General features: G+C 67.2%; 27 protein-coding genes. 8 read left to right on the plus strand and 19 right to left on the minus strand.

Annotated elements, in window-relative coordinates; all coding sequences use genetic code 11:
* The 18 genes from rplX to AMYBE_RS45500 form a co-directional block, all read right to left on the minus strand.
* Entirely contained in the window at window positions 1-315 is a 315-nt protein-coding gene (gene rplX / locus AMYBE_RS0128400) for a 50S ribosomal protein L24 (RefSeq protein ID WP_020662792.1), read from the minus strand.
* Window positions 315-683 carry a 50S ribosomal protein L14 gene (gene rplN, locus AMYBE_RS0128405; RefSeq protein WP_004558867.1) on the minus strand — a complete coding sequence of 123 codons (369 nt, stop codon included), beginning with the start codon at window positions 681-683 and terminating at the stop codon, window positions 315-317. Before rplN ends, rplX begins: the two co-directional genes overlap by 1 nt.
* Before the next feature lie 75 nt (window positions 684-758).
* Window positions 759-1,037: a 30S ribosomal protein S17 gene (rpsQ, locus tag AMYBE_RS0128410; RefSeq protein ID WP_020662793.1), complete on the minus strand. Its 279-nt coding sequence runs from the start codon at window positions 1,035-1,037 to the stop codon at window positions 759-761.
* Window positions 1,034-1,279, minus strand: coding sequence for a 50S ribosomal protein L29 (gene rpmC / locus AMYBE_RS0128415; RefSeq protein ID WP_020662794.1), 246 nt, complete (start codon window positions 1,277-1,279; stop codon window positions 1,034-1,036). Before rpmC ends, rpsQ begins: the two co-directional genes overlap by 4 nt.
* Window positions 1,279-1,695: a 50S ribosomal protein L16 gene (gene rplP, locus AMYBE_RS0128420; protein WP_020662795.1), complete on the minus strand. Its 417-nt coding sequence runs from the start codon at window positions 1,693-1,695 to the stop codon at window positions 1,279-1,281. Before rplP ends, rpmC begins: the two co-directional genes overlap by 1 nt.
* 3 nt (window positions 1,696-1,698) lie before the next feature.
* On the minus strand, window positions 1,699-2,550 hold the full coding sequence (rpsC, locus tag AMYBE_RS0128425; protein ID WP_020662796.1) for a 30S ribosomal protein S3: 852 nt from the start codon (window positions 2,548-2,550) through the stop codon (window positions 1,699-1,701).
* On the minus strand, window positions 2,550-2,963 hold the full coding sequence (gene rplV, locus AMYBE_RS0128430) for a 50S ribosomal protein L22 (protein WP_020662797.1): 414 nt from the start codon (window positions 2,961-2,963) through the stop codon (window positions 2,550-2,552). Before rplV ends, rpsC begins: the two co-directional genes overlap by 1 nt.
* A 28-nt stretch (window positions 2,964-2,991) precedes the next feature.
* Window positions 2,992-3,273 carry a 30S ribosomal protein S19 gene (gene rpsS, locus AMYBE_RS0128435; RefSeq protein ID WP_003102083.1) on the minus strand — a complete coding sequence of 94 codons (282 nt, stop codon included), beginning with the start codon at window positions 3,271-3,273 and terminating at the stop codon, window positions 2,992-2,994.
* A gap of 18 nt (window positions 3,274-3,291) precedes the next feature.
* Window positions 3,292-4,125 carry a 50S ribosomal protein L2 gene (rplB, locus tag AMYBE_RS0128440; RefSeq protein WP_020662799.1) on the minus strand — a complete coding sequence of 278 codons (834 nt, stop codon included), beginning with the start codon at window positions 4,123-4,125 and terminating at the stop codon, window positions 3,292-3,294.
* Between the two features lie 15 nt (window positions 4,126-4,140).
* A complete protein-coding gene (gene rplW, locus AMYBE_RS0128445; RefSeq protein ID WP_009072304.1) occupies window positions 4,141-4,452 on the minus strand; it encodes a 50S ribosomal protein L23 in 312 nt (103 codons plus the stop codon).
* Window positions 4,449-5,135, minus strand: coding sequence for a 50S ribosomal protein L4 (rplD, locus tag AMYBE_RS0128450; RefSeq protein WP_020662800.1), 687 nt, complete (start codon window positions 5,133-5,135; stop codon window positions 4,449-4,451). The genes rplW and rplD overlap by 4 nt, the downstream gene beginning before the upstream one ends.
* Before the next feature lie 2 nt (window positions 5,136-5,137).
* Complete coding sequence (gene rplC / locus AMYBE_RS0128455) at window positions 5,138-5,788, minus strand: 50S ribosomal protein L3 (RefSeq protein ID WP_020662801.1); 651 nt, start codon at window positions 5,786-5,788, stop codon at window positions 5,138-5,140.
* 30 nt (window positions 5,789-5,818) lie between these two features.
* Window positions 5,819-6,124 carry a 30S ribosomal protein S10 gene (gene rpsJ / locus AMYBE_RS0128460; protein ID WP_003102098.1) on the minus strand — a complete coding sequence of 102 codons (306 nt, stop codon included), beginning with the start codon at window positions 6,122-6,124 and terminating at the stop codon, window positions 5,819-5,821.
* A 393-nt stretch (window positions 6,125-6,517) separates the two neighbouring features.
* Window positions 6,518-7,711, minus strand: a complete 1,194-nt coding sequence (gene tuf / locus AMYBE_RS0128465; protein WP_020662802.1) for an elongation factor Tu — start codon at window positions 7,709-7,711, stop codon at window positions 6,518-6,520.
* Window positions 7,712-7,837: 126 nt separating this feature from the next.
* Entirely contained in the window at window positions 7,838-9,937 is a 2,100-nt protein-coding gene (fusA, locus tag AMYBE_RS0128470; protein WP_020662803.1) for an elongation factor G, read from the minus strand.
* 63 nt (window positions 9,938-10,000) lie between these two features.
* A complete protein-coding gene (rpsG, locus tag AMYBE_RS0128475) occupies window positions 10,001-10,471 on the minus strand; it encodes a 30S ribosomal protein S7 (RefSeq protein ID WP_020662804.1) in 471 nt (156 codons plus the stop codon).
* Complete coding sequence (gene rpsL, locus AMYBE_RS0128480) at window positions 10,471-10,845, minus strand: 30S ribosomal protein S12 (protein ID WP_003102113.1); 375 nt, start codon at window positions 10,843-10,845, stop codon at window positions 10,471-10,473. Before rpsL ends, rpsG begins: the two co-directional genes overlap by 1 nt.
* A gap of 1,873 nt (window positions 10,846-12,718) precedes the next feature.
* The gene (locus AMYBE_RS45500) at window positions 12,719-12,886 is read right to left on the minus strand and encodes a hypothetical protein (protein WP_020662805.1); all 168 of its coding nucleotides are present in this window, start codon (window positions 12,884-12,886) and stop codon (window positions 12,719-12,721) included.
* An 82-nt stretch (window positions 12,887-12,968) separates the two neighbouring features.
* On the opposite strand from AMYBE_RS45500, the gene AMYBE_RS0128490 reads away from it, so the two are divergent.
* From AMYBE_RS0128490 to AMYBE_RS0128510, 5 genes are all read left to right on the plus strand, one after another.
* Window positions 12,969-13,448: a GNAT family N-acetyltransferase gene (locus tag AMYBE_RS0128490; RefSeq protein WP_020662806.1), complete on the plus strand. Its 480-nt coding sequence runs from the start codon at window positions 12,969-12,971 to the stop codon at window positions 13,446-13,448.
* A gap of 196 nt (window positions 13,449-13,644) precedes the next feature.
* Complete coding sequence (locus AMYBE_RS0128495; RefSeq protein WP_020662807.1) at window positions 13,645-14,214, plus strand: YbaB/EbfC family nucleoid-associated protein; 570 nt, start codon at window positions 13,645-13,647, stop codon at window positions 14,212-14,214.
* Window positions 14,211-14,549 (plus strand): type VII secretion target, encoded by a 339-nt coding sequence (locus AMYBE_RS42460; RefSeq protein WP_020662808.1) that lies wholly within the window; start codon window positions 14,211-14,213, stop codon window positions 14,547-14,549. Before AMYBE_RS0128495 ends, AMYBE_RS42460 begins: the two co-directional genes overlap by 4 nt.
* On the plus strand, window positions 14,542-15,702 hold the full coding sequence (locus AMYBE_RS0128505) for a hypothetical protein (RefSeq protein ID WP_020662809.1): 1,161 nt from the start codon (window positions 14,542-14,544) through the stop codon (window positions 15,700-15,702). The genes AMYBE_RS42460 and AMYBE_RS0128505 overlap by 8 nt, the downstream gene beginning before the upstream one ends.
* 3 nt (window positions 15,703-15,705) lie before the next feature.
* Entirely contained in the window at window positions 15,706-17,157 is a 1,452-nt protein-coding gene (locus AMYBE_RS0128510) for a hypothetical protein (RefSeq protein ID WP_020662810.1), read from the plus strand.
* A gap of 32 nt (window positions 17,158-17,189) precedes the next feature.
* Here the strand turns inward: AMYBE_RS0128510 and AMYBE_RS0128515 are convergent, their stop codons facing one another.
* Window positions 17,190-17,828: a zinc ribbon domain-containing protein gene (locus tag AMYBE_RS0128515; RefSeq protein WP_245573261.1), complete on the minus strand. Its 639-nt coding sequence runs from the start codon at window positions 17,826-17,828 to the stop codon at window positions 17,190-17,192.
* Between the two features lie 154 nt (window positions 17,829-17,982).
* Between AMYBE_RS0128515 and AMYBE_RS0128520 the strand changes: the two genes are divergently transcribed.
* The 3 genes from AMYBE_RS0128520 to AMYBE_RS0128530 are packed head-to-tail and all read left to right on the plus strand — an operon-like array spanning window position 17,983 to window position 19,957.
* A complete protein-coding gene (locus tag AMYBE_RS0128520; protein WP_020662812.1) occupies window positions 17,983-18,558 on the plus strand; it encodes a YbaB/EbfC family nucleoid-associated protein in 576 nt (191 codons plus the stop codon).
* Window positions 18,558-18,908: a hypothetical protein gene (locus AMYBE_RS0128525; protein ID WP_020662813.1), complete on the plus strand. Its 351-nt coding sequence runs from the start codon at window positions 18,558-18,560 to the stop codon at window positions 18,906-18,908. Before AMYBE_RS0128520 ends, AMYBE_RS0128525 begins: the two co-directional genes overlap by 1 nt.
* Complete coding sequence (locus tag AMYBE_RS0128530; RefSeq protein WP_020662814.1) at window positions 18,905-19,957, plus strand: hypothetical protein; 1,053 nt, start codon at window positions 18,905-18,907, stop codon at window positions 19,955-19,957. Before AMYBE_RS0128525 ends, AMYBE_RS0128530 begins: the two co-directional genes overlap by 4 nt.

Here is a 19,957-nt window from a genome sequence, read left to right on the forward strand (position 1 = left end):
TCAGATGTCCTTGCCGTTCCGGCGCGAGACCCGGACCTTCTTGCCGTCCTCGCCGATGCGGTAGCCCACCCGGGCCGGCTTGCCGTCCGAGTCCACGACCATCACGTTCGACACGTGGATGGGCGCTTCCTGGGTGACGATGCCGCCCGACTGCGCACCACGCTGGGTCTGGGTGATCCGGGTGTGCTTCTTGATCCGGTTGACACCCTCGACCAGGACGCGCTCGCGCTCCGGGTAGGCCTGGATGACCTTGCCCTTGGCACCCTTGTCCTTGCCGGCGATGACGACGACCGTGTCGCCCTTCTTCACCTTCATCACAGCACCTCCGGCGCGAGCGAAATGATCTTCATGAACTTTCGGTCGCGCAGCTCGCGGCCCACCGGGCCGAAGATGCGGGTGCCCCGGGGCTCGTTGTCGTTCTTGATGAGCACGGCGGCGTTCTCGTCGAACCGGATGTAGGAACCGTCCGGACGACGGCGCTCCTTCACCGTGCGGACGATGACGGCCTTGACGACATCGCCCTTCTTCACCCCGGCAGCCGGGATGGCGTCCTTCACGGTGGCGACGATGATGTCGCCGATGCCGGCGTAGCGCCGCCCGGACCCGCCGAGAACGCGGATGCAAAGGATTTCCTTCGCGCCCGTGTTGTCGGCAACCCGAAGCCGCGACTCCTGCTGGATCACGTCAACTCCTGTATGTCGCGCTGGTTCTCGCCGGTCGGCGAGCCTTGCGGAACCAAGGACTCCGAGGAGCCCTGCTTACTTGGCCTTCTCCACGACCTGCACCAGACGCCAGCGCTTGGTCGCCGACAGCGGCCGGGTCTCCATGAGGGTGACCCGGTCGCCCACGCCCGCCTCGTTGTTCTCGTCGTGCACCTTCACCTTGGTGGTGCTGCGGAGAACCTTGGAGTAGCGCGGGTGCTTCTTGCGGTCCTCGAGCTCGACCACGATCGTCTTGTCCATCTTGTCCGAGACGACGTAACCCTCGCGGATCTTGCGGTCGTTCCGGGCGGTCTTCTCGGTGGCAGCCTCGCTCATGCGGCACCTTCACTCTCGGTGTCGGGCGCCACGGACAAGCCGAGCTCGCGCTCGCGCATGACCGTGTAGATCCGCGCGATGTCCGTGCGGACGGTGCGCAGCCGACGGTTGTTGTCCAGCTGCCCGGTCGCCATCTGGAAGCGGAGGTTGAACAGCTCCTCCTTGTATTCCTTCAGACGCAGCACGAGCTCTTCGGCGGTGAGCTCACGCAGCTCGGATGCCTGTGCGGCTCCGTTAGCCATCAGAACTCACCTTCCCGGGTCACGATGCGGCACTTCATGGGGAGCTTGTGGATCGCGCGGCGGAGCGCCTCGCGGGCAGTCTCCTCGTTCGGGAAGCTGATCTCGAACATCACGCGACCCGGCTTCACGTTGGCGATCCACCACTCGGGCGAACCCTTACCGGAACCCATCCGGGTTTCGGCCGGCTTCTTGGTCAGCGGGCGGTCCGGGTAGATGGTCGTCCACACCTTGCCGCCACGCTTGATGTGACGGGTCATGGCGATACGAGCGGACTCGATCTGCCGGTTCGTCACGTAGCTGTGCTCAAGCGCCTGGATGCCGTACTCGCCGAAGCTGACCTTCGTGCCGCCCTTCGCGGCGCCGTGGCGCTTCGGGGAGTGCTGCTTCCGGTGCTTGACCCTGCGCGGGATGAGCACGTCTCAGCCCTCCGTCTTGTCAGCGGCCTCGGCAGCCGGAGCCGCTTCGGTCGCGTTCTCGCTCTTCGCGGCGGCAGCAGCGCGGCCGGCCTCGGTCGACGTCGCGGTCGTGCCCGACGCGCCGGAACGGCGCGGGCGGGACGGCCGGTCACCGCGGTCGCGGTCACGACGCTGACCCCGGTCGGCGGCCGCGGCGGCCAGGTCGCGCGCAGCGCGGGCCTTCAGGCCACCGACGAGTTCGCCCTTGTAGATCCACACCTTGACGCCGATGCGGCCGAACGTCGTCTTGGCCTCGAAGAAGCCGTAGTCGATGTCCGCGCGCAGCGTGTGCAGCGGCACCCGGCCGTCGCGGTAGTGCTCGGAGCGGGACATCTCGGCACCGCCGAGACGACCGCCGCACTGCACGCGAATGCCCTTGACCTGCGGCGAGCGCATGGAGGTCTGGATCGCCTTGCGCATCGCGCGGCGGAACGCCACGCGGTTGCTCAGCTGCTCCGCGACACCCTGCGCCACCAGCTGAGCATCCGCTTCGGGGTTCTTGACCTCTTTGATGTTCAGCTGGATCTGCTTCTTGGTCAGCTTCTCCAGTTCGCGGCGGATGCGCTCGGCCTCCGCACCGCGGCGGCCGATGACGATGCCCGGCCGGGCGGTGTGGATGTCGATCTCGACGCGGTCCCGGGTGCGCTCGATGACGACACTCGAGATGCCGGCGCGCTCCATGCCGGTGGAGAGCAGCTTGCGGATCTTGACATCCTCGGCCACGTACTCCGCGTACTGCTTGTCGGCGTACCAGCGCGACTTCCAGTCGGTGGTGATACCCAGGCGGAAGCCGTGCGGGTTGATCTTCTGGCCCACTACCGGCCACCTGCCTTCTTGTTGCTCTTCGTCGACGCGGGCCGCGACTCCACCACCACGGTGATGTGGCTGGTGCGCTTGCGGATCCGGTACGCGCGGCCCTGGGCCCGCGGACGGATGCGCTTGAGGGTCGGGCCCTCGTCAGCGGTCGCGGACTTGATCCAGAGCGTCTCCGGGTCCAGCTGGAGGTTGTTCTCGGCGTTGGCCGCCGCGCTGGCGATGACCTTCGCGAGCGGCGTGCTGGCCGCCTGCGGCGCGAACCGGAGGACGGCCAAGGCCTCGCTGACGCTACGACCCTTGACGAGCTCGATCACCCGGCGCACCTTCATCGGCGAGTCCCGGACGAAACGAGCCCGCGCGACGGCCGAGGGCAGTTCTTCTGCCGTGGCCGTGGCGTTTGACTGGGCGTTCATCTGCTTCCCTTAACTTTCTCTGGCCCGCTCAGCGGCGGCGCGACTTGCGGTCGTCCTTGATGTGGCCCTTGAAGGTCCGCGTCGGGGCGAACTCGCCCAGCTTGTGACCCACCATCGCCTCGGTGACGAACACCGGGACGTGCTTGCGGCCGTCGTGCACCGCGATCGTGTGACCCAGGAAGTCCGGGATGATCGTGGAGCGCCGCGACCAAGTCTTGATCACGGTCTTCTTGCCCGATTCGTTCAGCGCGTCCACCTTCTTGAGCAGGTGGTCGTCCACGAACGGGCCCTTCTTAAGGCTGCGTGGCATATGCGTCTACCTCCCTGCTCAGCGCTTCTTGCCGGTACGCCGGCGGCGGACGATCAATTTGTCGGACGGCTTGCTCTTGCGGGTGCGGCCTTCGGGCTTGCCGTTCGGGTTCACCGGGTGGCGACCACCGGAGGTCTTGCCCTCACCACCGCCGTGCGGGTGGTCGACCGGGTTCATCACGACACCACGGACAGTCGGACGCTTGCCGCGCCAGCGGTTACGACCCGCCTTGCCCCAGTTGATGTTCGCGTGCTCGGAGTTGCCGACCTCGCCGATGGTGGCGCGGTTGCGCACGTCCACGTTGCGGATCTCGCCCGAAGGGAGACGCAGCTGGGCGTACGGACCGTCCTTGGCGACCAGCTGCACGCGGGCGCCGGCGGACCGGGCCATCTTCGCGCCGCCGCCGGGGCGGAGCTCGATCGCGTGGATCACGGTGCCGACCGGGATGTTGCGCAGCGGCAGGTTGTTGCCCGGCTTGATGTCGGCGCGCGGGCCGTTCTCGACCGTGTCGCCCTGCTTCAGCTTCTCCGGCGCGATGATGTAGCGCTTCTCGCCGTCGGCGTAGTGCAGCAGCGCGATGCGCGCGGTGCGGTTCGGGTCGTACTCGATGTGCGCGACCTTGGCCGGCACGCCGTCCTTGTCGTGGCGACGGAAGTCGATGACGCGGTACGCACGCTTGTGACCGCCACCCTTGTGCCGGGTGGTGATCTTGCCCGACGCGTTGCGGCCGCCGGTCTTGCTCAGCGGACGCAGCAGCGACTTCTCCGGCGTGGACCGGGTGATCTCGGCGAAGTCCGAGACGCTCGAACCGCGACGACCCGGGGTCGTCGGCTTGTACTTGCGGATGCCCATACTCAGCTCAGTCCTTTACGCGGTGGGTCCGCCGAAGATCTCGATCGCCTTGCTTTCCGGCGAAAGAGTCACGATGGCGCGCTTGGTGTCCTTGCGCTTGCCGAAGCCGGTACGAGTCCGCTTCCGCTTGCCCTGGCGGTTGGCCGTGTTGACGCTGACGACCTTCACGCCGAACACCTTCTCGACCGCGATCTTGATCTGGGTCTTGTTGGCGTCCGGTCGGACGATGAACGTGTACTTGTGGTCCTCGAGCAGCCCGTAGGACTTCTCGGAGATCACCGGCGCGAGCAGGATGTCGCGGGGGTCCGGAATGGCGACCGAGCTCACTTCTCGTCACTCCCTTCCGAAACCTCGCCCGAACGCGCGGTGGCCTTGGCCTTGCCGCGGACGGGGCCTGCCACGAACACGTCGTAAGCAGCCTTGGTGAACACGACGTCGTCGTTGACCAGGACGTCGTAGGTGTTGAGCTGGTCGGCCCAGATCAGGTGCACGTGCGGCAGGTTCCGCGCGGACACCCAGGCGAGCTCCTCGTCGCGGTGCAGCACCACGAGAACGCGCTTGGCCTGGGTCGCGGCCGCGATCGCCGTCTTGGCGGTCTTGGTCGACGGCTTCTCGCCGGTGACCAGTTCCGTCACCACGTGCAGCTGGCCGGCGCGCGCCCGGTCGGAGAGGGCGCCACGCAGAGCGGCGGCCTTCATCTTCTTCGGGGTGCGCTGGGCGTAGTCGCGCGGCGTGGGGCCGTGCACGACGCCACCGCCAACGAACTGCGGCGCGCGGGTCGAACCCTGGCGGGCGCGACCGGTGCCCTTCTGGCGGTACGGCTTCTTGCCGCCGCCGGAAACCTCGCCGCGGGTCTTCGTGTCGTGCGTGCCCTGGCGCGCGGCGGCCTGCTGGGCCACCACGACCTGGTGCATCAGCGCGACGTTGGCCTGCACGTCGAAGATCTCCCCAGGGAGCTCGACGGTGCCGTCGGCTTTACCGGCCGGGGTCTTCAGCTCGACGCTCGTCATCGTCAGTTACCACCCTTCGCGGCGCTGCGCACGAACAGCAGGCCGCCCTTGGGACCGGGCACCGCGCCCTTGATCAGCAGCAGGCCGTCTTCGGCACGCACGGCGTGCACGGTCAGGCCCTGCGTGGTGACCCGGTCGCTACCCATCCGGCCCGCCATCCGCAGGCCCTTGAACACGCGGCCAGGCGTGGCGCAGCCGCCGATCGAACCCGGCTTGCGGTGCACGGCCTGCGCACCGTGGCTCGCGCCCTGGCCCTTGAAGCCGTGGCGCTTCATGACACCGGCGTAGCCCTTGCCCTTGCTGGTACCGGTCACGTCGACCGTCGTGCCGGCCTCGAACACCTCGGCGGTGATCTCCTGGCCGACCTCGTAGGTCTCGGCGTCGGTGGTGCGCAGCTCGGCGAGGTGCCGGCGCGGCGTCACGCCCGCCTTGTCGAAGTGGCCGGTGCGCGGCTTGTTCACCTTGCGCGGGTCGACCGCGCCGAACGCCAGCTGCACGGCCGCGTAGCCGTCATTGTCAGTGGTCCGAACCTGGGTCACCACGTTCGGGCCGGCCTTGACGACAGTGACCGGGATGACCCGGTTCTGCTCGTCGAAGACCTGGGTCATGCCGAGCTTGGTGCCCAGGATGCCCTTCATTTGCCTGTCAGACATGAGTTCTTATCTCCGCCGCTCGCCCAACGCTTACTGGATGTTGACGTCGACGCTCGCCGGGAGGTCGATGCGCATGAGCGCGTCGACCGTCTTCGGCGTCGGGTCGAGGATGTCGATCAGACGCTTGTGCGTGCGCATCTCGAAGTGCTCGCGCGAGTCCTTGTACTTGTGCGGCGAGCGGATGACGCAGTAAACGTTCTTCTCGGTAGGCAGCGGCACCGGCCCGACAACACGGGCGCCGGTGCGCGTAACCGTTTCCACGATCTTGCGCGCCGAGGTGTCGATCGCCTCGTGGTCGTAGGCCTTGAGCCGGATGCGGATCTTCTGTCCCGCCATGGTGGCTGCGTTCCTTGTCGTCTCGTGCCGCTTTGTCTCGTCAACCTGGGCCGGAGCCCGGGTTTCAGCAGTTCAACGGCCCTGTCCCCGGTCCACGCGGTCGGGCGTGTCGCGCCCGCCGCACAGACGGATCCCTAAGGATCGTCGTCTTGCCTGGTCTTCCTCTACGTGAGGAGGCCACGGGCCGGCGTGCTGCTCAAAGCCGTCCCTGCTGGCCTTTGCCCGCTAGCCTCACCCGAAGGAAGAGCTCCACGGACCGTGGCCGCTCGTGCCGAGGCGGCCGGAACCCTTGCGGGTTCGGCCGCCCCAGGACGAGCAACCTGAATAGTGTCGCACACGTGAGTTGACGCCCTGAACCCGGGGGTGTATTGGCCCGGATTCAGGGCGCCGACATCACTTGATGATCTTGGTAACCTGGCCCGCACCGACGGTACGGCCACCCTCACGGATGGCGAACCGCAGGTTCTCGTCCATCGCGACCGGCTGGATCAGCTGGACGGAGATGTCCGTGTTGTCGCCCGGCATGACCATCTCGGTGCCCTCGGGGAGGGTCACGACGCCGGTCACGTCGGTGGTGCGGAAGTAGAACTGCGGGCGGTAGTTGTTGAAGAACGGGGTGTGGCGACCGCCCTCGTCCTTCGACAGGATGTAGACCCGGCCCTCGAAGTCGGTGTGCGGGGTGGTGGTGCCCGGCTTCACGACGACCTGGCCGCGCTCGACGTCCTCGCGCTTGATGCCGCGCAGCAGGAGGCCGACGTTGTCGCCCGCCTGGCCCGAGTCGAGCAGCTTGCGGAACATCTCGACACCGGTGACGGTGGTCTTGGTCGACTTCTCGCGGATACCCACGATCTCGACCTCTTCGTTGACGTTCACGACGCCACGCTCGACACGACCGGTCACCACGGTGCCGCGACCGGTGATCGTGAAGACGTCCTCGATCGGCATCAGGAACGGCTTGTCCAGCTCGCGGACCGGGTCCGGCACGTTGTCGTCGACGGCGTGCATGAGCTCGAGGACCGCCTGGCCCCACTTCTCGTCGCCCTCGAGGGCCTTGAGGCCGGAGACGCGCACGACCGGCGCGTCGTCGCCCGGGAACTCCTGCGAGGACAGCAGCTCGCGGACCTCCAGCTCGACGAGCTCGAGGATCTCCTCGTCGTCGACCATGTCGGCCTTGTTCAGCGCGACCACGATGTAGGGCACGCCGACCTGGCGGGCGAGCAGCACGTGCTCGCGGGTCTGCGGCATCGGGCCGTCGGTCGCCGCGACCACGAGGATCGCGCCGTCCATCTGGGCCGCACCGGTGATCATGTTCTTGATGTAGTCAGCGTGACCCGGGGCGTCCACGTGGGCGTAGTGACGCTTCTCGGTCTGGTACTCGACGTGCGAGATGTTGATCGTAATACCGCGCTGACGCTCTTCCGGCGCGTTGTCGATCTGGTCGAACGCACGGGCCTCGTTCAGCTCCGGGTACGCGTCGTGCAGAACCTTGGTGATCGCCGCGGTCAGCGTGGTCTTGCCGTGGTCGACGTGACCGATGGTGCCGATGTTGACGTGCGGCTTGCTCCGCTCGAACTTCGCCTTCGCCACTGGAATGTCCTCCTGGACTGGATTTCGCTTTGTGCCCGGGGGCCGACGTGGCTGCCGGCCCCCGATTCGTTCTTCGTCGTGCTGCGGACGTTCAGGAGAGTTCCTTAAGCCCGCGAGCGGAGGGGATTACTCCCCCGTCGCCTTCGCGATGATTTCCTTCGCGACGTTCGCGGGAACCTCGGCGTAGGAGTCGAACACCATGGAGTAGTTCGCCCGGCCCTGGGTACGGGACCGCAGGTCGCCGACGTAGCCGAACATCTCCGACAGCGGGACCAGTGCCTTGACGACACGGGTACCGGCGCGCTCCTCCATGGCCTGGATCTGGCCACGGCGGGAGTTGAGGTCGCCGATCACGTCACCCATGTAGTCCTCGGGAGTCGTGACCTCGACGGCCATCATCGGCTCGAGGATGACCGGGCCGGCCTTCCGGGCGGCTTCCTTCATCGCCATGGAGCCGGCGATCTTGAAGGCCATTTCGGAAGAGTCGACCTCGTGGTACGCGCCATCCAACAAGGTGAACTTCAACCCGACGAGCGGGTAGCCGGCCAGCACGCCGTACTGCATGGCGTCCTGGGCGCCCGCGTCGACCGACGGGATGTACTCCCGCGGCACGCGGCCACCGGTGACCTTGTTGTCGAACTCGTAGAGAGCACCGTCGGTGCGCTCGAGCGGCTCCAGCTTCACGATGACCTTCGCGAACTGGCCGGAACCACCGGTCTGCTTCTTGTGGACGTAGTCGAGCTTGTCCACCGTCTTCTTGATGGTCTCGCGGTAGGCGACCTGCGGCTTGCCGATGTTCGCCTCGACCTTGTAGTCGGACTTCATCCGGTTGACGAGCACCTCGAGGTGGAGCTCGCCCATGCCGGCGATGATCGTCTGACCGGTCTCCTCGTCGAGCTGGACCTGGAAAGTCGGGTCCTCCTCGGCGAGCTTCTGGATCGCCAGGGACAGCTTCTCCTGGTCGGCCTTGGTCTTCGGCTCGATCGCCACCCGGATAACCGGGTCCGGGAAGGTCATCGACTCGAGCACGACCGGGTTCTGCGCGTCGGCGAGGGTGTCACCAGTGGTGGTGTCCTTCAGGCCGATGACCGCGTAGATGTGGCCGGCCAGAGCCTCGTCGACCGGGTTCTCCTTGTTGGAGTGCATCTGGAAGATCTTCCCGATGCGCTCCTTGCGCTCCTTGGTCGCGTTGACGACCTGGGCGCCGGCGGAGACCTTGCCCGAGTAGACCCGGATGTAGGTCAGCTTGCCGAAGAACGGGTGCGCGGCGATCTTGAACGCGAGCGCGGAGAACGGCTCCTCGGTCGTCGCGTGCCGGGTGACCGGGGTCTCGCCGTCCGGCAGCAGACCCTCGACCGGCGGCACGTCCAGCGGCGACGGCAGGTAGTCGATGACCGCGTCCAGCATCGGCTGCACGCCCTTGTTCTTGAACGCGGAGCCGGCGAGCACCGGGAACGCCTCGCGGGTGACGACCAGCTTGCGGATGCCGCCCTTGATCTCGTCCTGGGTCAGCTCCTCGCCCTCGAGGAACTTCTCCATCAGCGCGTCGTCGGTCTCGGCGACGGCCTCGATCAGCTTCTCGCGGTACTCCGCGGCGCGGTCGGCCAGCTCGGCCGGGATGTCCTCGACGGAGTAGTCGTCGCCCTTCTGCACCTCGCCACGCCAGACCAGGGCCTTCATCCGGACCAGGTCGATGACGCCCTCGAAGTCGTTCTCCGCGCCGATCGGCAGCTGGATGGCCAGCGGCCGGACGCCAAGACGGTCCGAGATGGTCTGCAGGGTGTAGTAGAAGTCCGCACCCAGCTTGTCCATCTTGTTGACGAAGCAGATGCGCGGGACGTCGTACTTGTCCGCCTGCCGCCAGACCTGCTCGGACTGCGGCTCGACGCCTTCCTTGCCGTCGAAGACGGCGACCGCGCCGTCGAGCACCCGCAGGTTGCGCTCCACCTCGACGGTGAAGTCGACGTGCCCGGGGGTGTCGATCAGGTTGATCTGGTAGTCGTTCCAGAAGGTGGTGGTGGCAGCCGAGGTGATGGTGATACCCCGCTTCTGCTCCTCCTCCATCCAGTCCATCGTGGCGGCGCCGTCGTGGACTTCGCCGAGCTTGTAGTTGATCCCGGTGTAGAACAGAATCCGCTCGGTGGTGGTGGTCTTACCGGCGTCGATGTGCGCCATGATGCCGATGTTGCGGACCTTGTTGAGGTCGGTCAGCACTTCACGTGCCACGAGAATGTTCCCCTGTCTCGAACGTGGGGCCCGGCATGGCGTTCCTCGGCAGCCGGGCGGTCATCACCAGCGGTAGTGCGCGAAGGCCTTGTTCGACTCGGCCATCTTGTGCGTGTCTTCGCGGCGCTTGACGCTGGCGCCAAGGCCGTTGCTCGCGTCCAGCAGCTCGTTCTGCAGCCGCTCGATCATCGTCTTCTCGCGACGGGCCTGCGAGAAGGAGACCAGCCAGCGCAGCGCCAGCGTGGTGGAGCGGCCCGGCTTGACCTCGATCGGCACCTGGTAGGTGGCGCCACCGACGCGGCGGCTCTTCACCTCGATGCTCGGCTTCACGTTGTCGAGCGCGCGCTTGAGCGTCACGACCGGGTCGGTGCCGGTCTTCTCACGGGCGCCTTCGAGCGCGCCGTAGACGATGCGCTCGGCGAGGGACCGCTTGCCGTCCTTCAGCACCTTGTTCACCAGCTGGGTGACCAGCGGGGAGGCGTAGACGGGGTCGGAGATCAGCGGCCGCTTCGGCGCCGGACCCTTGCGAGGCATTAGCTCTTCTCCTTCTTCGCGCCGTAACGGCTGCGCGCCTGCTTCCGGTTCTTCACACCCTGGGTGTCGAGCGAACCGCGGATGATCTTGTACCGAACACCCGGCAGGTCCTTCACACGACCGCCGCGCACGAGCACCATCGAGTGCTCCTGGAGGTTGTGACCCTCACCGGGGATGTATGCGGTGACCTCGATGCCGCTGGTCAGCTTCACACGAGCAACCTTGCGCAGGGCCGAGTTCGGCTTCTTCGGGGTCGTGGTGTACACGCGGGTGCACACGCCACGACGCTGCGGGCTCCCCTTGAGGGCCGCGGTCTTCTGCTTGGCAGCCTTGTCCTGGCGGCCCTTGCGGACCAGCTGCTGGATCGTGGGCAATGGACCAGCTTCCTGTCGTGATCTTGCTTCTTCGTGTCTTCACCGGCCCCCGCGGTCGGGCGTGTCGGCCCGCGTCACGGTCTCGCGACCAGTAACTTCCCGGAGGGGATTTCCGTCGGAACCCCACGTGATCGAGGCCGGTGAACCGGGTGCGCAAGCACCCCGCTCATGCTCAATGGCACGCGGAGCGGCCCGACGCCTGCCGGGCACGGTCTCCAAAGATACCCGTCCACTCGCGGAGCGGTCCGGGCGGGGGGTCGCTACGGGCGCCGACCAGTCAGCGTAACCCCAGATCGGGGCGCTGGGACGGTGCCGCGCGGGACTTCCCGACAAGCAGAACGCCGTCAGCCCGGCGAGTGTTCCCGAGCCGCCTCCTCCCGGTTCGCGCGCGAGCTTCCCGCGGTCAGGCCGCAGATCGATTCGCATTCCGGGACGGCGCGACCAGTCCGTGGACGGATCGTCCCCCTAGGCCGGCGGCCGCGCGGATCGGGTTCCGCGGTCAGTCCCGCCGAGAGGACGAACAGGCCGCGACGGCGAGAGCGGCCCGCCCGGGGCGGCGAAAGCGCATGTCAGCAGAATTTGCTCTGCCGACGACTTCGCCGGACGGCGGTGTGACAGTAGTCGCACACCAGGCCGGTGCGGCCGCGACTGGCGAGGAGCGGGAAGCCACGGCCGTTGCCCCGCCGCCGCGACTGCTTCCAGTGCACCCGGCGCAGGACGCGATTGCCTCCGCGCACCCAGGCTCACGCGATCCGCCTCGCCGGCGGCGATCTTTTCGCGCTGAGCACCTGAGCGAAGACTTCACCTCAGATCCCCACCGGACTCGACGGGGCTCGACCGGCTGGCGAAGAACTTCGCCGACCCGGCGTCTCGACCCGCACGGAACCGAAAGGGCGACGCAGCGATCACGGTGGACACGAACTGCACGGAACGCAGACGGCACAGACGGCGCAGACGGCACGGTCGGCAAACGGATCGGCGAAGCTGGTTCCACCGACTCGGTACGACGAATTCCGGGCTGCCCGGATACCGGCCCAAGGCGTCCACGAAGGAGTGCGTCGAGGCGGCAGCAGGACACCATTGGCCACGTCCCGATGTCGTCTCCGACGAACCTGGCCCGGACCCCAAGGAAATGGCCGGGCGGTGGCGCGATCATGCCAAGAACGCGAAGAAGACCGCGCCCGCCGAGAGCGTTCTCGATACTGCGCCCGTCACCGCGACGGTCGGACCATGCTTCCGAATCCTTCGGCGCGCCACGAAGATCCTGCGCCCAGAACCATCGATTCAGCACTTTGGCCCGAGCGCGGTCGTACCCGCCAGACAGGCGACCGCCTGCATTCACCACGTCGTCGTTCAAATTCCGATATTAGCCCGGACAACTTCTCATCGGATGCTCCACAGTCGCGCAGAAATGCACCTCGACGGGTCTCAGTCACGCATCGAAAGACCGGGTAAATGGGCTATTCCGCTAACGACAGTCCGGCCAAGAATTCGACGCGAAACCCGAAGTCTGCCCCTGCTCCCCTGGCGCGGCGATTCACCGCTCCGGACGACCACTGCCGGTTTCCGTATCCAGCTCGCCGACGGACGGCCGGACTTTTCCGGCTACGCGTTTGGCCAGACTGCCGGAAGTTCCACAATGGACACCGGGCCGCCGGAGCGGGATGCGCTCCGGCGCGGAGAACCCGGTCCGCGCACACCGACAGACCTCAGCGACACCCTCCGGCGGAACCGCAACCGTCCTGCCAGGAGCAACAATTGACGAACCGTCAGCTACGCCGCGCGTACTGCGCCGCGCAAGGAACCGCGAGTTCGGCGAACACCAGCCACGGCAGGCCCGGCGCGAGCACGCACGCCGGGCCGGCCGCGAGGATCAGTCCTCGCCCGGCGTCGAGTGGTCCGGCTTCGCGTGGTCCGGCTTGCCCGGGTTCGGGTCCCGCGAAAGATCGATGAGCGGGTGCACTCCCGCGCCCTCCGGCGCGCCGTGCCGGCCGCCGGTCTTCCGCTCCCGCTGCTGGTCGACGTTCTCGCTGCCGTCCATGCTGCCTCCCTCGTTCGATTCCCCTGCCGATTGCACGGTACCTGCCCCGGAATTCGGTGGACGGGCTCCCCAGGATGAATACGTGGAATGGACGATGGCCGTTACGCCGCCCCAACATCCGGAAGCCGCCGCGATCCTGCGGGAATACATCGACGAATTGGCGTCGCGCTACCATGACCGGCCGGCTACTCCGGACGAAGTGGACATCGCGCTCGCGCACGAACCGGCCGACGACCTGGTCCCGCCGTCCGGGGCGTTCCTCCTGGCCCGGCGCGACGGACAACTGGCCGGATGCGTGGGCGTGCGGCTGGTCCAGCCCGGACTGAGCGCGCTGACCAAGGTGTACGTGCGCCCACACCACCGCGGACAAGGCGGCGGCAGGCTGCTGGTCGCGGCCGCCGAGAAAGCCGCGAAGGGCCTCGGCGCGGTCCGGATGCAGCTGGACACACGCGACGACCTGGTCGAAGCCCGCGCCCTGTATGCCGCGATGGGATACGCGCAGGTCGAGGCATTCAACGACGACCAGTACGCCGAGCACTGGTTCTCAAAAGACCTCAGCTGAGCCTTCCAGCGCACCCGGCGACTTCGCCGTCCGGGCTGATCTTGTCCGCACGCCCTTCCAGGCCTCGGCTCGTGACCCTTTCGTAACCAGCGTGGTCCCCCGTTCGGAGGTTCACGCTCAGCGATTGTTCGGTTCGGCTCCGGCATACCGACACAACGGGCATACTCGTCCTCCGAGTGCAGAGGGGAGAATTGTCATGTCCACAGAGATGGATCGGCTGCTTGCCGAGTTCTCGAAGTTCCAAACCAAGATCGAGAAGGCGCAGGCGCAGTTCGCCAAGGTCGCCGACATGCAGGAGGAGGTGGCCGCGCTCGAAGCGTCGGCGACTTCCGCCGACGGCACGGTGACCGTGGTCGCCGGGCCGAGCGGGTCGGTCCGGAACATCCGGCTGGCCGCGGACGCCTACCGAGTGCCGCCGGACGCGCTGGCCGCGACCATCCTGACCACGCTGCGGCAGGCCGTCGCCGCGGCGACCGTCGAGCAGGCCGAAGTGGTCGACGCGGCGGTCGGCAACGCCTTCGGGCTGAACACGACCGAGCGCGTGCTGGCCGCGCAGGCCGAAGCCCGCGGCACCACGCCCGAGGCCGTCCAGGCGCAGCTGCCCGAACCGGAACCGGAGCCGCCGGCCTTCGACCCCGAGGACGTTCTCCGCGACGACGCGCAGCCGGCTCCCCCGCCCCCGCCGGTGCGCCGCCGCCCGGATCCGGACGAGCGGGACGACGACTACTTCGACAACGACATCCTCGGCCGGGACGACCGCCGATGAGCTTCAAGACGAACGTCGCCACCCTGCGCACCTACGGAACCGACCTCGGCCATTACAAGGAAGAGGCCGGGAAGTTCGGGAACCTGATCAACACCGCGGACGTCGGCGACAAGTCCTGGGGCCTGATCGGCTTGGTCGCGAAGCAGATGTACACCGGCAAGCTGGACGAGCTCCGCCAGTTGCTGGAGGCGATGAAGGCCGGTACCGACGCGCTCACCGACAAGATGGGCAAGGCCGCGGAGATCTACGAAACGCAGGAAAAGGAAGTCGCTGACGCCCTGGACAAGATCGGCACGGCGATCGAGAGCGAGAACTGGGCAGGCAACGGTGGCTGAGAAAAGCGTCGCGGACGGCATCGAGCTGCACAAAGAGGACTCCTACGGGCGCAAGGTCGCCGAGTCCATCCCCATCGCGGGCGGCGGCATCAAGACGATCCTGAACGCCAAGGAGAACTTCGGCGAGGCGGAAGGCGTCGGCGGCATCGTCAGTGCGGGGAAGGAACTCGTCTCGGACGGCGCGTCGTTCGTGACCGAGGCAGGCAGCGATGTGGTCAGCTTCGCCCTCGACCCGGTCGGCACCCTGGTCAGCAACGGCCTGGACATGCTGCTCGAGGTGATCCAGCCGCTGCAGGACGCGCTGCACTTCGTGACCGGCGACGGCCCGGCGCTCGGCGACGCGTCCGGCGACTTCGACAAGATCGGCGAGGGGTTCGTCTCGCTGGCCGAGGAATTCGTGCAGTCCGGCGACGAAACGCTGAAGGATTGGGAGGGTGAGGCAGGCGACGCGGCTCGCGCGGCGCTCGCCAAGTTCTCTCAGGGCATCGAGGGCATCGGCTCCGCCGCGAACGCGGTCGCCGAGACGCTCAAGATGTGGTCGATGGTCATGGAGGTCATCGAGGAGGTCGTCAAGGCGATCATCTCGGACCTGATCAGCACGCTCATCTACATCTGGCTGCCCGCACTGGCCTCCGCGCTGATCACCGCGGGCTCGAGCGTCGCCGCGGCCACGACCGCGACCATCGCGAAGGTGGCCGCCGCGTTCGCGAAGGTCACCAAGCGGCTCGGAAAACTGGGCAAGCTGCTCGAGAAGTTCATGGCTTTCCTGGGCAAGTGGGCCGCGAAAATGTGGGACGAGGAAGGCAAGTTCCGGGCGCTGGCCAAGGGCGGGCGAGCAGCGCACCCGAAGCTCGGCAACGCGGTGGGCGGCGCGCTCGCGAACGACTTCGGCGTCAAGGGCGCGGTGTTCCGCAGCGAAGCGGGCGACATCTTGAAGGGCGCACCCAAGAAATTCGGCGAGAAGCTCGGAGAGAAAGCCATCGAGGAGTACACCGGCGTCTCCCAAGACGACTGGAAAGACTTCGGCGAGGCGGGCAAAGTCAAGAAGGGCACGACCATCTTCAAGGCGGGCAAGAAGGTGTACGACGAGGCCGACAAAGCGAGCCACCATCACAGCACCGAGGAGACCCGCGACAACCTCGACATGAGCTGATCGATGAACAACGTCAACCTGCCGTGGATCATCGTGATCGGCTACGCAGCGGGCGGGACCGCGCTCTGGGCCCGCGGCAAGATGAGCGAAGCCGGCGCGCCCGGAGTACGGGCGATGACCGCGCTGGCAGTGTTCTTCTTCGCCATCACCACCGTTTTCTGGTTCAGCCTCGGTTTCACCCGCTGGGGCTTGGTCTACGGGGCGGCCGCGGCGGCCGCGCTCGGCACGGCGATCGTGCTCCTGCGAAAACGGCGGCTGGGCATGCCGTTGCGGATGTCGGCCAAACGGCACGCCTCGGCCGAGCCGACATTCGGTGTTTTCCCGGCGGCACGGCGAACCTGGCCGCTCCATGGCCCAGGCCCGCAGCGGCCGCCGCGGTTCGCCGAGTTCGAGCACCAAAGCCACCGGCTGCTGGGCTACGAATACGCCGTAGCCGACGGCACGTTCACCATGACCGAGTTGCGCATCCCGCCGGGCCCGACGCTGCTGATCTCCCCGCGATCCTTCATGAACGGCGCGATCATGCACGGCTCGCCGACGCGGGACACCCGCATCGGCCGTACCGCGTTCGGCACCCCTAAACCGGCCGACGTGCAGCCGATCCCGGTGGATCCGGAGTTCGACAAATGGTATGAGGTCAGCACGAACGAGCCAGGCTTCGCGGCAGCCGTGCTCACCCCGGAGATCCGCACTCTGCTGCGGACCGAACCGGCCCTCGTGGACAGGGCGTTCGGGTTCGACCAGGACGCGCTGTGGACCGTCGATTCCGGCCGGATGTCCCCTGCCCGGATCATCGGCAGCGGTCGCTCCCTCGCGCTCTTCGCCGCGGCGGTGACGCCGGCAGTATGGCGGGGAACCGCCTTCGGCGCGATGGCGACGGGCACTCAGACCGCCGTCGAAGCATGGCGCGGAACGGGCGGCGGCTCCGTACTGTCCAGCGTCAACACTCGGCGGGAACTCGCGAGCCGGAAGCCGATCACCGGCGGGTCGCTGGTCTTCCGTTCGGTGGTCGCACTGGCCCTGCTGGTGGGCTGCGGGATGCCGGCGATCAACCTGGCGGCGGCGCTGACCGGCCAGACCGACACCGTCCCGTTGACGGTGACCAAAGCCCGGACCTACGTCAAAAGCTGCGCCAGGACCGACCTGCTCTGCAGCCGAACCGAGTACCGGAAACTCACCGGGACCTACCAGGCCGGAGGCGCCCAGCGCCAGTTGGAACTGGTCAACCCGCCCGGCAACCCGGAGGTCGGCGACACCATCCCGCTCAACGTCGGACCGATGTGGTGGCATCCGGTGTTCAGCCACGATATCGAGGGATGGGTCACGACCAGTTTCGCCGCACCTGGTTTGCTCCTCGGCGCTTGGCTGGCCCAAGCGACCTACTTGCCCCGCCGGCCGCGCCGGGCGCGGAAGGACCAAGCCGAGCAAATTCAGGTAGCACCGCCGCTGCACTGACGCTGGTCCCGGTCAGCGCCGACCGGGACGGGTCAGAGCCGATGCCCGCAGTCGGCGCAGAACACCGCACCGGCCTTCGACTCCTTGCCGCACTCTCCACAGTGGACGATCGGGGAGAGGGAACTTCCACAGGCGGTGCAGAATTTGCCGCCATTGATCTTCGTGCCGCAGTCCGGGCAGGTCAGCTTCGCCCGAGTGTCGAGGTCCAGGTCCTTGGTCCAGTTCTTCTCCCGGGCCTGGTCCCAGATCTGGTCGCGCTGCGCGGCGGCCTGCGCCCGCGACACTTCCTCGGCCACGCTCGGCGAGCAGTGCAGGCACTGGCCTGCTTCCTCGTTCCAGCATTGGTCCGCGCACATCCAGTCGCTGCAGCCTCGGCACTGCCGGAAGCGCGGGGTGATCTCCTGGACAGCCGAGGTCAGCGCGCGATCTTTCGCCGACGAATTCGTTGCGCGGTCGTACTTCCACTGGTCGGCGGAGCTGCTCAACTGCTGCAGCGTCCCGCCGAAGAAGGAGCCGACGGCGCGCAGCATGCTGCGCCCGGTTTCCATCGCGTCACGCTGGAACGCCGACCGGTACCCGTTCCCGCAGCGTTCGCAGCGGAATTCGAACTGGTAGCCCTGCGCGTTGGAGAGGTCCTGGAAGTTGTCCGTGAACGGCACGACATCAGCCACGTGCGCGACGGTAAGCGATCCGCGGTCAGCCGGCGACGATACAAGTACCGTCTCCGGACCCGTCACACAGCGCAACGCATTCGGCTGTTTCTCCTCCGGAAACGCCCGGTTAGTCCATTATGTTAGGTACGGCCGGATCATCAGGAGGGGAAGCATGTCAGCGGAGTTCGATCGGCTGGTCGCGGAGTTCGACAAGTTCCAATCGAAGTTGCAGCGGGTGGACGACCAGTTCGCCGGTATCGCGCAGATGCAGGAGGAGCTGGGCGCGCTCGAAGCGAAGGCGACCTCGCCGGATCAGTCGATCACCGTGATCGCCGGCCCGGGCGGGACGATCAAGGACATCCGGGTCACCGATGCCGCGTTGAGCCAAGGCGGAGCGGCACTGTCCGGGACGTTGATGACGACCCTGCAGCAAGCGGTCGCCGCGTCCGCGCGGCAGCAGGCCGTGCTGGTGGATCAGCACCTGGGCAACTCGTTGCAGCTCACCGAGCAGGTGCTGGCGACGCAGGCCGAACTGCTCGGGACCGACGTGGAGGAGTTGCGCGCCGCCGTCGAGCAGCGCGAGGCGTCGACCCGGCAGCGCGCCGAAGAGGAACAGCACGAGGACTACTCCGAACGCGAACTGCTGGCCGATCCGGAGGACAAGGCCCCGCCGCCGCCCCCGTCCACAGCGCGTTCGGCCGGGGACGACTTCCTGAAGAACCTGTTCGACGACGAGGAGTACCGCTGATGTCCGGCTACCAGGTGCAGACGGCGAAGCTGTACGAGTACTCCCACCAGCTCGCCGGCAACAAGACTGCGGTCGCCGGGGTCAAGGGGAAGGTGGACCAGGCCGACGTCGGCAACCAGTCCTGGGGCGTGGTCGGCATCTTCGTCAAGCACATGTACACCGACCTGCTCGGCGAGATGAAAGACCTGCTGACCGACATGGAGAACGGCCTGCAGTCCGCGTCGGACAAGATCAAGCGGGCCGGCGAATTCTACGACCAGACCGAAGACGACCACTGCCGCAGCTGGAAAGACGTCATGGGGCAGCTCGACAGCATCGGCACCGGCACGAAGCCGGGGGTGGCGAAATGACGGACCCGCTCGGCAAGATCGAGATCAAGCCGGAGGACGGCCGGGGCAAGAAGATCGCCAACGCACTGCCGGTCGTGGGCAACGCGGTGAAGCTCTACGACGCCGGCACCAGCGACGCGATCAAGGCGGGCGACACCGCCACCGGGCTGAGCGGGGTGATCTCCGAATCGACCGGCCTGATCCAGTCGTGCGCGGAGACCGCGATGGGCATCGCCCAGGACCCGGTCGGCTGGCTGGTCGGCCAGGGGCTCAACTTCCTGCTGGCGGTCTGCGACCCGCTGCAGGACGCGATCCACTTCGTCAGCGGCGACGGCCCGGCGCTGTCCAAAGCGGCGGAGAACTTCACGGCCATCGGACGTGGGCTCGAGCAGTTCGCCCAGCAATTCAGCGAGCAGGCGAAAACCTCACTCTCTCAGTGGGAAGGCGGCGCGGCCGACACCGCGGCGGCGAAGCTGGCCAAGTTCTCCACCGGGATCATCGGTACCGCCGACCAGGCCGGCGACATCGCGACGCTACTGCAGATCAGCAGCATGATCATGACCGTCATCGAGGACTTCATCAAGGTGCTGCTGACCGAGCTGATCACCTGGCTGATCATGATCTGGATCCCGGCACTCGCCGCGGCGGTCCCGTCGTTCGGCGCGTCCACCGCGGCGGCCGGAGCGGCTACCGGCGTGCGCGCGGCCACCACCGCGGGCAAGGCGACGAAGCAGGTGAGCCGGCTGCAGAAGCTGCTCGACCTGATCAAGGACCTGATCGCACGCTTCAAGACCTTCTTCACGGCGGCGAAGGATGCGGTGAAGAAGGTCGGCGCCGAAGGCGGCGAGTCGGTGGCAACGCGGGTCGAGAACAAGGTGGGGAAGGCCGTGTGGACCAAGGTGAAGGAGGAAGCAAGGTCGCAGGTCGGGTTGGGAACTGGCGAGGAGGACCTGCCCGTCAAACCTGGGAAGCCGTTGGGGCACCTGGAGAACACCCGCAAGGCGGTCGAGTACGCAGCGACCGGAGACGGATCGTCGCCGGACGAGACCAGCAAGAAGCTGGATTTCTGA

The organism is Amycolatopsis benzoatilytica AK 16/65, assembly GCF_000383915.1.
GTDB classification, from domain to species: domain Bacteria; phylum Actinomycetota; class Actinomycetes; order Mycobacteriales; family Pseudonocardiaceae; genus Amycolatopsis; species Amycolatopsis benzoatilytica.